This window comes from Leptolyngbya boryana PCC 6306 (genome assembly GCF_000353285.1).
In the GTDB taxonomy this organism is placed as follows: Bacteria; Cyanobacteriota; Cyanobacteriia; order Leptolyngbyales; family Leptolyngbyaceae; genus Leptolyngbya; species Leptolyngbya boryana.
This window is the reverse complement of the sequence record NZ_KB731324.1, coordinates 2,547,010-2,559,484: the sequence shown is the minus strand read 5'-3', so window position 1 is coordinate 2,559,484 and position 12,475 is coordinate 2,547,010. Positions and strand designations below refer to the sequence as shown.

General features: G+C 46.7%; 8 protein-coding genes. 6 read left to right on the top strand and 2 right to left on the bottom strand.

Going from position 1 to position 12,475, the window contains the following annotated elements; genetic code table 11:
* Nucleotides 1–3 precede the first annotated feature (3 nt).
* Nucleotides 4–1,107, bottom strand: coding sequence for a tyrosine-type recombinase/integrase (locus LEPBO_RS0112775; RefSeq protein WP_017287967.1), 1,104 nt, complete (start codon nucleotides 1,105–1,107; stop codon nucleotides 4–6).
* Between the two features lie 337 nt (nucleotides 1,108–1,444).
* On the opposite strand from LEPBO_RS0112775, the gene LEPBO_RS0112770 reads away from it, so the two are divergent.
* The 6 genes from LEPBO_RS0112770 (at nucleotide 1,445) to LEPBO_RS40040 (ending at nucleotide 11,480) form a co-directional block, all read left to right on the top strand.
* Entirely contained in the window at nucleotides 1,445–2,656 is a 1,212-nt protein-coding gene (locus tag LEPBO_RS0112770) for a response regulator (protein ID WP_026148603.1), read from the top strand.
* A 40-nt stretch (nucleotides 2,657–2,696) separates the two neighbouring features.
* Nucleotides 2,697–3,062, top strand: a complete 366-nt coding sequence (locus tag LEPBO_RS0112765; protein WP_017287965.1) for a response regulator transcription factor — start codon at nucleotides 2,697–2,699, stop codon at nucleotides 3,060–3,062.
* A 13-nt stretch (nucleotides 3,063–3,075) separates the two neighbouring features.
* On the top strand, nucleotides 3,076–3,636 hold the full coding sequence (locus LEPBO_RS0112760) for a chemotaxis protein CheW (RefSeq protein ID WP_017287964.1): 561 nt from the start codon (nucleotides 3,076–3,078) through the stop codon (nucleotides 3,634–3,636).
* Nucleotides 3,637–3,673: 37 nt separating this feature from the next.
* Nucleotides 3,674–7,909, top strand: coding sequence for a GAF domain-containing protein (locus tag LEPBO_RS0112755; RefSeq protein ID WP_197693270.1), 4,236 nt, complete (start codon nucleotides 3,674–3,676; stop codon nucleotides 7,907–7,909).
* Between the two features lie 89 nt (nucleotides 7,910–7,998).
* Nucleotides 7,999–10,983, top strand: coding sequence for a hybrid sensor histidine kinase/response regulator (locus LEPBO_RS0112750; RefSeq protein WP_017287962.1), 2,985 nt, complete (start codon nucleotides 7,999–8,001; stop codon nucleotides 10,981–10,983).
* Nucleotides 10,980–11,480, top strand: a complete 501-nt coding sequence (locus LEPBO_RS40040) for a chemotaxis protein CheW (protein ID WP_017287961.1) — start codon at nucleotides 10,980–10,982, stop codon at nucleotides 11,478–11,480. Before LEPBO_RS0112750 ends, LEPBO_RS40040 begins: the two co-directional genes overlap by 4 nt.
* Here the strand turns inward: LEPBO_RS40040 and hpsE are convergent.
* Nucleotides 11,472–12,440: a hormogonium polysaccharide biosynthesis glycosyltransferase HpsE gene (hpsE, locus tag LEPBO_RS36980; protein ID WP_017287960.1), complete on the bottom strand. Its 969-nt coding sequence runs from the start codon at nucleotides 12,438–12,440 to the stop codon at nucleotides 11,472–11,474. The genes LEPBO_RS40040 and hpsE overlap by 9 nt on opposite strands.
* Nucleotides 12,441–12,475 lie beyond the last annotated feature (35 nt).

The following is a 12,475-nucleotide window of genomic DNA, read 5'->3' as shown; positions in this document are numbered from 1 at the left end:
GGATCAGATGGGCATGTCAGGTAGATCCGGTTTATTGATCAAGTGCCCATAGGTTTGCATGACCATTCGGGGATCTTTGTGACCCAGAAGGTAAGCGATCGCAGTTATTGGAATCCCTTCATAAATTGCGTAACTGGCTGTGGTATGTCGAGATGTGTGAATCTTCCGATAAGGGACTTGAGCATGTTCTAGCGCCTTCATCCAATATTGAGTTCTGAAATTTCCTGCATCAATGACACATCCTTTCACTGTAGTGAAAATTAAATCTCCCCCCTGGCAACTTGAGGATTTTAGATGATTCAGTAGGATTTCCAGGGGGGTGTTGAACGGCAGTAATCGGACATTCCCAGTTTTAGTGGATTTTCGCTTGCGTTTATAGCCGTTGCCCGTTCGATCGATGGATAAGGACTCTGAGACGGTTATAAGTTTCTGTTCAAAGTCCACATGGAGCCATTGCAAGCCGATCGCTTCACTAATTCGGCAACCTGTAAGGAATAGAAAACGGACGAAGGGGGTGTAGTGTGGGCAAATCTGCTCGAAGCTCTGAAGAATCCGAGTCATTTCCCTGGCAGAAAAGGGTTTGATTTCGGGTTTAGTGACTTTCCTTGTCTTGATGGCTTGCATAGGGTCATTCTCTACACCCCCCTGGCTCATTGCCCATTTGAAGCAGGATTTGAGATACCCTAAGCGCTTGTTAAAAGTGGAAGGGGCAATTTTGGCACTGGTTAACCAATCGGTTTGAGTTACCAGGGGGGAGTGTTTGGCGATCATGCGGCGGATCATTTCATAGTGATCTGCTTTGGTTTCTTCAGAGAGACTCAGGGTATTTACCCAAGCGTCCCATAATTCCAACATTAAGCCGTATAGAACGGGTGAAGGGTCAGATGCAGCCGTTTTAGGGGCAAGTCGATAACTTTGTAGAGTGTGATCGAAATGCCCCGATAAAAGGGCATTCTCGATTCGCGTGGCGATCGCTTGGGCAGTTGCCAGATCTCTTCTGTCTGCGAATTGCCCCCCTGGAATCGGGTGAAAACTATAACGCTTTCCAGCGATAGAAAATTTTAATTGAATTCCCCCGTGATTATTAATTGGCTTTATGCTTCTCATGAACCTGTCCTAAATCTGTCCTAAATCCGAACAGGTTGAAGACAAATAAGGGGTGAAAGGCTTATCACAAAAATCCTAGAGCCATTTAGAGCACCGCCCTGTCACGGCGGAAGTTGCGGGTTCGAGCCCCGTCAGTCCCGTAGATCACTCTATCAATTTCCCAATCTAGGAATTTAGCCCATCAATCAGATTCTGGTAGGCTGAATCGTCAGCATTCGTTGAATCGTGCATGAAATTTCTTGCTTGGAGATAGTGAAGATTCATTTCGGCATGGGAAAGATAACCTTAGAAAAACCTGGGTAAATGCTCAAAGCCCAAATCTAAGGAACTTTAGGAAATGTTAGTTGACGATTCCTCAACCGATTCTCCTAGTGGTCTGTTAGGTCTCCGTAGTCGGATGCACTTTAGTGGACGGCTGGACGTTTCGACCCGTGGACAGCAATGGAGCTTATATCTTTATATGGGTCGGCTGATTTGGGCAACGGGTGGTCCTCATCCTCGCCGCCGCTGGCATCGCTATTTAACCCAGCACTGCCCACACCTCAGCCCCAACCTGCTCACGCTTCCTCCCTCGGATGAAAATCCATGCCAGGATTATGATGCTTTAGCGGTCTTAGTAAAACGTCAGCAAATTAGCCCTGAACACGCAGTTGCAGTGATTCGGAGCACCGTTATTGATGTCTTATTCGATATTATCCAACAGGAGGAAACTAAGCCTGTTGCTTTCCGCTCGGATGCCTCAGCGATGTTGGAGGCATCGTTAGCGCTTCTGAATGCTGAACAACTCCTTGCAGAGGTTCAACAGCAGTGGAATACTTGGCGATCGCTTGGACTTGCCGATCATTCTCCAAATCTCGCCCCAGTTCTACGCAATCCTAAACAACTTCCAGAGTATGCGCCTGAGAAAGTTTACAAAATGCTGGTATCACTCGTTGATGGTCGGCGCACTCTACGAGATTTAGCAATGCTGATGAAGCAAGACCTCATTCAGATGACGCGCGTTCTCGTTCCCCTGTATCGGAAAGGACTGATTGGCTTAACTAAAATTCCTGACTTACCCCCTCCGGGTGCATCCCGATCAAGCAGCACTCCCATCTCTGACACTTCTGATCCACCGATCTCTGGGGCACCTGTTTCTGGGATCGTGCCTTCTCTCCCCTTAACGGGTTCAAATCAGGCACCCGTCGTCGCTTGCATTGATGATAGTCTCCGCGAATGTCAAATTATGGAACGCATTTTGACTGAAGCGGGGTATCAGTTTGTCGGCGTTCAAGATTCTGTGCAGGCAATACCGACACTCATTGAGAAAAAGCCAGGACTAATTTTTCTCGATCTAGTTATGCCAATTGCGAATGGCTACGAGATCTGTGCCCAAATTCGTCGGGTGTCTACTTTCAAAGACGTTCCGATTGTTATTTTGACGAGTAACGACGGAATCATAGATCGGGTTCGCGCAAAATTTGTGGGTTCATCAGGGTTTCTCGCAAAGCCAGTCGATGCCGATCGCGTGTTAGCGATCGCGCGAAAGATGCTACCGATTCTTGACTAAATCATTAAAAGCTTCTCATCTCAGTAACCCGGAGGAACATATGAAAACCGTACTCATCGTGGAAGATAGCATCACTGAGATGCAACTTCTCACAGGCTATCTGCAGAAAGCTGGGCTGACAGTCGTCAGTGCAACTAGTGGAGAAGAAGCCCAAACGAAACTCTCGACCCAAACGCCTGACCTGATTGTATTAGACGTAATTTTGCCAGGTCAGAGTGGTTTTGAACTCTGTCGAGAATTGAAAGCTGACCCCAAAACCAGCCAGATTCCAGTTGTCCTTTGCTCTACCAAAGGCACAGATGTCGATATGATGTGGGGCAACTTGCTCGGTGCAAATGCATATTTGCCAAAACCCGTTGATCAGACAGAACTCCTCAACACGGTTCGCCAGTTGATGGTGAATTAGGCTCGGAGGAACTATGACCAAATTGTCTGAGTTCACGCGAACTCCAATTGCAACGGCTTCACTGACTAGTTTGGCATCTCTTCTCAGTCCGCCTGCTGGCACTGAACCGATGCAGAAATTTCTGCGATTTCGCCTGGATCGAACTCAATCGATGCTCCTTGCAGTGGAGGGTATTGCAGCTGTTCAGACCCTTGCGATCGCAGATATTCTGCCTGTGCCCCAGATGAATGCTTGTATTTTAGGCATGTCAAATTGGCGCGGAGACTCCCTCTGGCTTGTTGATCTCGCACAACAACTGGGAGTTCAAACTCGCTTGAATCGGATGCAAAAGCTCACCACCTTAAGCACGATCGTGGTGCAAATTAATGACAACACTCTCGGTCTTGTTATTCCAGAGATTTACGAAATTGAGGAATACAACCCCAAAATGTTGCTCAATCCTCCTGCTGATCTTCAGACGAACCCATTTTTTCCATTTATAAGAGGATATTTTAAGCATGATCGCAGCCTGGTTTTAGATGCGGCGGCGGTTGTACAAGATCCGTCTTTACAATTGCATCATTTCAATTCTTGATAAATTTTCTTTTTCTATTGCCTCCAGGAGATTCCCTATGTCCGCATCGCGTCGTACTGAACCCACGCTTGATATGTCTTCTATGATGTCTTCAGAACCCACTCTTGAGGAATTTACTGCTTTCCTTTCAGAAACTCCCGTTGAGATATCAAGCAACGGTGCGGATTTATCGATCGAGGTTTCCGAATCTCCAGGCTACTCCAATGGTAATGGGGTCAGTCGTTCAGAACCTGAAGAGGCAGGGCGAGACATTCAGCAAGTTGTGACTGCTTTGACAGGTCTAAAATCAGAACTCAAACGGGCTGGACTTCTGGACAAGCCGAATGTCCAAAATCTATTCCGTCAAGTTGCTGAATTTGCTGCGACTCAACCCAAAAAAACGAACCAGCAAGGTGCATCGCGTGAGCTTCGGTATCAGCGGAAGCAATTAAACGCAATCTCTGCTCAAATGCGCCAAATGCCTGACTTAGATGCTTTGCTCAAAGGTTTTGTCAAAGTCGCGCGCGAAACCTTGCAAGTCGATCGAGCCATCATCTATCGCTTTGGTGCACAAGAAGGCGGTTCGATCGTGGCAGAATCGGTTCAGCGTGGATGGACTCCAGCACTTGGGGAAGCGCCGGCGTTAACTTGCTTTTGCTTTGATCAGCCTGAAGATTATGTCAAGAATCAAGTCGTCGTCATCGAAGATATCACGCGCGTCGATTTGATGCCTTATCAACATCAGCTTCTGGATCAGCTTCAAGTTAAAGCGAGCTTAAGCTTACCGATTCGTGTTGCTGGTGAGGCTTGGGGATTGCTCGTGGTTCATCAATGTTCTCGAGCGCGCCTCTGGCAAGAAGTTGAAATTAACTTACTGTATCAACTTTGCCTAGAATTGACGATCAATCTTCAGCAGTCTGACTTTGCATTAAGGCTGGCTCAGCAAGGTGAAACTGAAAAAGCCGTTTTCAAAGTTATCGATCGGATTCGTCGATCGCTGGATTTAGATGTTGTTTTTCGTACTACTACCCAAGAAATTCGACAATTGCTGAAAGCGGATCGGGTGAGCATTTATCGGTTTGAAGAGGATTGGAGTGGTGAATTTGTTGCAGAATCCACGGCACCAGGTTGGACTTCGCTGCTCCAAGAGCAAATTGATAATCCTGTTTTGAAAGAGAATGTTAGCGAATGTAGTGTGCGATCGCTAGGAAAGCTAACAGATACTTATCTGCAGCAAACTCAAGGCGGAAGATTAGCGAAAGGCGTCAATTTTAGAGCTGTAACTGATATTCATCAAACCGGATTTTCGCCTTGCTACATTGAGATGCTGGAGCGATATCAAGCAAGAGCGTACGTGATGATTCCAATTTTACAGAATCAGAAGCTTTGGGGATTGCTTGCAGCTTATCAAAACTCAGGTCCACGGCAGTGGCAAGAAGCAGAAATCGCCCTGCTGATGCAGATTGGAACTCAGTTAGAAGTTGCACTTCAGCAAGCTGAGAACTTACATCAATTGAAATCCCGTACAGCGCAACTTGCAAAAGTGACTGAACGTGAAAGAGCAGGCGCACGAGTGATCGAAAAGATCCGCACTTCATTGGATCTCAATACCATCTTCAAAACTGCGACCCAAGAAGTTCGACAGTTATTAAATACAGATCGAGTAGGGGTCTACCGCTTTGAGCAAGATTGGAGCGGCGAATTTATTGCGGAATCTGTGACAGCGGGTTGGCGTTCAGTGATGGAAGAGCAACTCAGCGATTCAAGTTTTCGAGAGAATGCGAGCGATTGCACCATCAGATCGATGGGTAAATCTGCAAAATCGATCGACACGTATCTGGAACAAACTCAAGGTGGAGCCTATACGCGAGGAGAAACCTTTAGAGCCGTTGAGGATATTTATAAAGCAAACTTTTCTCCCTGCTATCTCGGTGTACTGGAGCGGTTTCAGGCAAGAGCGTATATCATCGTTCCCATCATGCAAGGAGATAGGCTGTGGGGACTGCTGGCAGCTTATCAAAACTCTGAGGCGCGTCGATGGGAAGAGTCAGAAATTTCTTTGATGGTTCAAATCGGAACCCAGCTTGGAGTTGCAATCCAGCAAGCTGAATATCTAGAGAAAGTTGAGAATCAAGCTGAGCAATTGACAAAATCAGCGGCGCGGGAACGGAACTTTATTCGCGTGATTGACCAGGTGAATAAATCAGTGCTAGAGCGGATGCGGCAGTTTGAAAGTACTGAAACGATTTTTGGTCAAACCACTCAGCAGATTCGTCAGTTCTTGCAAGCCGATCGCATTGCCATCTACCGCTTTAATCAAGATTGGGGAGGTGAATTTGTTTCAGAGTCAGTTGCCCCAGGTTGGGTGCGCCTAGTTGGAGCAGATGTCAAAACCGCTTGGGACGATACTCATCTACAAGAGACTCAAGGCGGGCGATACCGAAATAATGAACGCTTTGTTGTGAATGACATTTATCAGGTTGGGCATTTGCCTTGCCACCTTGAAATTTTGGAGCAGTTTCAAGTTAAAGCTTATGCGATTGTTCCAATTTTTTCGGGGCAGAAGCTTTGGGGATTGATGGGTGCTTATCAAAACTCGGCTCCGCGTCAGTGGGAAGAGTCAGAAGTGAATCTTCTCGCTCAGTTGGCAGCACAGTTAGGGGTTGCAATTCAGCAAGCTGATTACGTTTCTCAGATTCAACGGCAAGCTGACCGAGAGAAAGTCTTGGCAAAAGTAAGTGATCGAATTCGTCAATCGATCGACTTTGTGCGCCAATCTGCTGACATCAGTTCAGTTTTCCAAGTGATCACGCAAGATATTCGGCAACTTCTGAAAGTCGATCGGGCTGCCATTTATCGGTTCAATCCAGACTGGAGTGGCGACTTCATTTATGAATCGATTAATAGTGGATGGGGTAAGCTGGTTGGCACTGAAATTGGTACCAATGTCAAAGATACGTATCTGCGGGAAACCCAGGGTGGACGATATCGCAATCGAGAAAGCTTAGCGATCGATGATATTTACAATGCGGGTCATGACCCTTGTCACGTTGAGCTTCTAGAACAGTTTGAGGCGAAAGCTTATGCGCTTGTTCCTGTCTTTAAGCACCAAGAGCTTTGGGGAATTTTGGCAGTCTACCAAAATGGAAGTACCCGTCACTGGGAAGAAGCAGAGGTTGTATTGCTGAATCAGATTGCAGGACAATTGGGTGTTGCCCTAGAACAAGTGGATTCACTTGAACAGTTAAGAACACAGTCCGAGCAGCTTGCTCAAGCGGCTCAACGTGAGAAAACTGCGAAAGAACAATTGCAAATGCAGGTGATTCAACTGTTGGGTGCAATTAAACCTGTATTCTCGGGAGATTTAACCATCCGAGTTCCAGTCGTAGAAAATGAAGTTGGAACGATCGCAGATGCCTACAACAATACAATTCAAAGTTTGCGGAAGATTGTAACTCAAGTCCAAGCGACATCGACCAAAGTTGCAAGTACTTCTAAGAATAGTAGTGGTGCGATCGCAAAGCTGACACAACAAGCAGAAGAGCAGTTGCAGGAAGTCACTCGGGCTTTGGATCAGCTCCAAGCAATGGTCAGTTCAACTCAAGCAGTTGCGACAAATGCGCGTCAAGTTGAAACTGCACTTCAGCAGGCGAATCAAACGGTTCGATCTGGAGATGCTGCTATGAACCGGACGGTCGATGGAATCTTGGCGATTCGGGAAACGGTTGCAGAGACCAGTCAGAAGATTAAACGCTTAAGTGAATCTTCTCAGAAGATCTCTAAGGTCGTTAGCTTGATTGGAAGCTTTACAACACAGACGCAACTTCTAGCGCTGAATGCTTCGATCGAGGCAACGCGTGCGGGAGAGTATGGACGTGGCTTTACAGTCGTTGCGGATGAAGTGCGATCGCTCGCGAGACAATCGGCAGACGCGACGCGTGAAATTGAGAAACTTGCACAAGAGATTCAATCGGAAACGAGTGCTGTTGCGGCAGCCATGGATACAGGAATTCAACAGGTTGTCAGTGGAACAGGGCTGGTGAATGAAACTCGTCAGCAGTTGACTGAGATTATCAATGCAACCGCGCAGATTAGCCAACTGGTACAAGGAATTACCCAGGCAACGCTAGCACAGACGCAGCAGTCGAAACTCGTGACTCAATCAATGACAGACGTGGCAACACTAGCAAGTAAGAACTCTGCTCAGTCGAGTCAAATCTCTGCATCTTTCCAAGAGCTACTCAATACAGCTCAACAACTGCAAACGAGTGTTGGACAATTCAAAGTCAGCTAGGAAATATGAGGTGGGAGGTCTGAGCCAAATCCGGCTTGAACCTCAATGCCTTGAATTGTTTTGTCCATCTGCAATTCTGTGAGTTCCCTATGATTTCTGATGCTAAACTTCGCGAACAAACTTATTCCTATTTTTTAGCTGAAGCTGAAGATTTGCTGCAAACGATCGAGCAAAATTTACTGTCTCTGCGCAAAGAGCGTTCTGCGGCGAAAGTGCATGAACTGATGCGTGCGGCACATACCTTGAAGGGTGCAGCAGCCAGCGTTCAGTTTGATAGCATGAAATCAATGGCACATGCATTTGAGGATGTTTTCAAGGCGTTCTACAAGCCAGAAGTTGAGATTGATGCGGAGTTAGAAGCCTTACTGTATGAGGGATATGATTGCTTACGCTTACCTTTGACAACTGTTGTCTCAGGAGTAAAGTCTCAGGATGCGGAAGTGCTCGATCGATCTGAAATTATCTTTTCTAAAATTCGGAACAAGTTAGGCAAACACTTTGATCCAGGTGCAGCTTTGCCAACCTCAGCAGATTTGGGATTTGATATTGCTCAATCGCTGTTTGAAACGGGAGTGACGGAGCGACTAGAACAATTAGCGATCGCAATTTCTCAAAACGATGACGACACGATCGCGCTGACGCTACATACTCAGTCCGAGGTATTTCTGGGATTAGCAGAGTCGCTTAATTTGCCGGGATTTGGGGAAATTGCACACACGGCATTAAAGGCAATGAAGCAGAAGCCTCATCAGGTTCGTGACATTGCTCAAGCTGCATTAGCTGATTTTAGACAAGGGCAAATTGCAGTGTTGTCAGGAGATCGTGTCTCAGGTGGAAAGGTGTCATCCACACTCCAGAGCTTTGTAGAATCAAATTCGATTCAAAATAGCCAGCAACTCTCTCATCGCGCCTGGAGAAAGATCAAAAACTTCTTCCAGCGTTCACGAAATGAACTCTCTGAACCTCAAGTTGCCGAAAGCTTTGACGAACCGAAAGCGGTGTTTTCGGTTGATCCTGAGATTGAAGCATTGGCGGATCAGTTTGAGGCATGGCAGACCGAATTGCCTGAAGCCAAGGCAGATCTAGGATTTGAATTATGGGATACCCCGATTACAGAAACCGAGATTGAGCCACCATCTGAGCCTTTACACCTGAAAGAGTCAGCGCAAAACGTGTCTCAAAAGCCTGCTCAGGATACAGTTCGAGTCAAGCTTACCCACTTGGAATCGCTCAACTTTATCACCAGTGAACTGCTCATTCATCAAAACCAGCAACTTTTGCAAGATGAGCGACTCCAAATGATGCTAGCAGAATTGCTGCATCAGGTAGAGCAACATCAGCGTGCTCTAGCACAGTTGCGTGAGTGGTCATTGCTCGCTCCAGAGCGATTCTCCAGAAGAAGCGGTTCTCTCGTTGTTGAGAACGACTTGAAACAGAACTTCGATACCCTGGAACTGGATCGATACAATGACTTGCATGTACTGCTACAAACACTCGTAGAACAGGCAGAACGGATTGATGAATCGACTGAGGCGATCGACTTTTTAGCTAGGGAGTCACGACTATCGCGCAGCAAACAAGGTCGATTATTGACGAATCTGCGCGATGATTTGATGAATGTGCGGATGATCGCGATCGGAACAGTTCTAAATCGCTTCCCACCAGTTGTTGAGCAGCTGTGTGAAACCTATGGGAAAAAAGTTCATCTGAAGTTGACTGGCACGCAGGTGATGATTGATAAAGCATTGGCAGACAAGCTTTACGATCCATTGCTCCATCTGGTGCGTAATGCCTTCGATCATGGAATTGAGCGTGACGCAATTCGCCAACAACAAGGAAAAGGCATTGGAGAAATTGAGATTCGAGCTTATCAGAAAGGCAATCGAACCTTGATTGAAGTGTCGGATAATGGCAGAGGGTTAGATTTAGAGCAGATTTGTCAACGTGGATTTGAACAACATCGATTGTCTTCTAACCAAATCGACCAAATCTCTAATCCTGACTTACTGGATCTCTTGTTTGAGCCTGGATTCTCGACGGCCGAGCAAGTGACAGAATTGTCAGGGCGAGGGGTAGGGTTGGATGTTGTGCGATCGCAAATCAGAGCGATGAAAGGCGAGATCACGGTCGATTCAGTTCCAACCCAGGGAACAACATTTTCTTTGCGATTGCCTTTAACGTTGATGAGTACTCGGTTGCTCATTTGTCAGGCAGGTTCGGCAACGTATGGATTTCCCTCAGATGACGTTGAGCGGATTGTGACATTAGATGCTGCTGAGATTGATCAGATTGGCAACCAGCGCACATTACGCTGGCGATATGAAGGAGAAGAACACACCATTACGATTCACAGCTTGGGGCAGTTGGTGACTTATACGAATTGGTTGTTCGGGATGCAAGCCCAATCTCCTGAAACTTTCGGAGCTGCTCCCACCTTGACCACTTCAATTCTGATCATTCGTCGTCAAAAGCATTGGATTGGGCTAGAGGTCGATCGAGTGCTGGGTGAGCAGGAATTAGTGTTGCGCCCGATGGGAAGTACGATCGCTGCACCTCGATACGTGTATGGTTGCAGTGTGTTGGGAGATGGTCGATCACTCCTCGCGATCGATGCTGTGACCTTAGTCGAGCAGAATCAAGGTAAACTTTCAGCCCCGGTTGCAATTTCGCCCCCTGCTCAAAAAGAGACATCCCTCAAATCAGTCTTAGTCATTGATGATTCGATCACAGTTCGGCAAGCATTAGCTATGACTTTAGAAGATGCAGGATTCCAAGTTGTGCAGGCACAGGATGGACTCGATGCGATCGCACAATTGCAATGTCATCCTGAGATTCAGTTAATTACCTGTGATGTAGAAATGCCACGCTTGAACGGGTTCGAGTTTCTCATGCGGTATGAGCAGGAATCTCAGTTTCCTCACGTTCCGGTAGTGATGCTGACTTCGCGCAGTAATGAGAAACATCAACAATTAGCAAAGCAATTGGGTGCAGCAGCTTATTTAACGAAGCCGTTTGATTCAGATCAATTAGTTCAACTCGTTCATCAATTGATGGCAGGAAAGGTGGTGCGATGACTCAAGTGATAGAGCATTCTCAAACGACGCGGCAGATGATGCGGTTGGTTGTTTTTACGATTGCTGGATATCGATTCGGGCTACCACTGGAGAGCATTTTGCGAGTTGTGAATGTGCCAGAAGAATTGAAATCAAGCGCTTCTGGGATGTTGGAGGTGGTGCCGGTAGGTGAGTATACTCTGACTGTGCTGAATTTGCGATCGCAGTTGAGTATGACACAAGGGCAAACGCAGGCAGTGAGCACGCGATCGCAAGCAGAATTTTTAGTGGTGACACAGGTTGAAACGGAGCTTTGCGCGCTTCGAGTCGATGCACCCCCAGATTTGATCGAAATTGATGCGGCAGCGATTCGGCAGTTGCCTGCTCCCTATCGTCAGGGGCATCCCTTAAGTATTGCTAGCCATGTTGTGGTTTTACCTCAAGGCAAGGCAACGCTAGCCATCTTTTTACTAGAGATGAAGCGTGTCCTTGCATTATCCGAAAATTCTCTAGGATAAATGCTCTTGTTTCGATGCAAGATGCTGGAGGAGAAGTGTCTTCCAGATATAAAAAGGGCTGAGAAGTCTACCCATAAAGAACTGGAGTTCACAGGCATCAATCAGATCGTTGGATCGCTGATGTTTGTGCCAGGAGAGGACGACTTTGCGTAAATCGTTAATGAGGAGAAAAGGGAAAGCGATCGGGCGTTTCCAAATTGGGTAGCGAAGCATCCGAAAGCGATGCTGGCTTAGTCCGATCACACTTAGAAAGTTCAATAAATAGTCTTTTTCTAGCCGCCATTGCGGGATTTTGTGAGCGATTGTCATTTCGGCGTTGTACCAGATTTCCCAATGGAATGATTTCATTTTCCAAAGGACTTCTGTTTCTTCGCCTTTCAGGGCAAATCCTTGTTTGACTGGACCTTGGATAATTTGGTCGCCGATCGCGCTTTCGAGCCAAGCTTGTTTGCGAATCACCAGACCTGCACCAACAGGCATTCCTTTGAGATGAGTGTCATAGCAGAAGGACTGCGTTTTAAGCATAATGGGCATGTAGTGAGCAATGCGATCGAAGTTCTTCGGTGGCTCAATTTCATATTCAGGAAGAATTCGACTGCCAAACGCTCCTACTTTCGGATGCGTTTGTCCAAATTTGTAAGCTTGTGCAACCCAATCTGGAGCGGGCAAGGTGTCATCGTCAAGGAAGCCGATCCAAGTACCCTGGGCTTCAGTAATGGCTCGTTTTCGAGCGATCGCAGCTCCTTGCTGAGTCTCAAGAATATAGCGAAGCTGGCTCAGCTGCGATTGATAAGTTTGCACGACTTCAGCAGTATTGTCAGTGCTATTGTTATCAACGACTAAAATTTCCCATCGAATTGATTCAGTATTTTGCTGTAATTGTAATTTTTGAAGCAAAAGTGGCAAACGCTGAGCAGCATTGTACGCTCGAATCGCGACTGTAAAATCTATCCGTACCATAGAGGGCTTGCCTAATTCAGAAGCATGACATCCCT

Coding starts and splice junctions, on each gene's coding strand:
- LEPBO_RS0112760 (WP_017287964.1), top strand. CDS start 3,076: ATGACCAAATTGTCTGAGTTCACGCGAACTCCAATTGCAACGGCTTCA.
- LEPBO_RS0112750 (WP_017287962.1), top strand. CDS start 7,999: ATGATTTCTGATGCTAAACTTCGCGAACAAACTTATTCCTATTTTTTA.
- LEPBO_RS40040 (WP_017287961.1), top strand. CDS start 10,980: ATGACTCAAGTGATAGAGCATTCTCAAACGACGCGGCAGATGATGCGG.
- LEPBO_RS0112755 (WP_197693270.1), top strand. CDS start 3,674: ATGTCCGCATCGCGTCGTACTGAACCCACGCTTGATATGTCTTCTATG.
- LEPBO_RS0112765 (WP_017287965.1), top strand. CDS start 2,697: ATGAAAACCGTACTCATCGTGGAAGATAGCATCACTGAGATGCAACTT.
- LEPBO_RS0112770 (WP_026148603.1), top strand. CDS start 1,445: ATGTTAGTTGACGATTCCTCAACCGATTCTCCTAGTGGTCTGTTAGGT.
- hpsE (WP_017287960.1), bottom strand. CDS start 12,440: ATGGTACGGATAGATTTTACAGTCGCGATTCGAGCGTACAATGCTGCT.
- LEPBO_RS0112775 (WP_017287967.1), bottom strand. CDS start 1,107: ATGAGAAGCATAAAGCCAATTAATAATCACGGGGGAATTCAATTAAAA.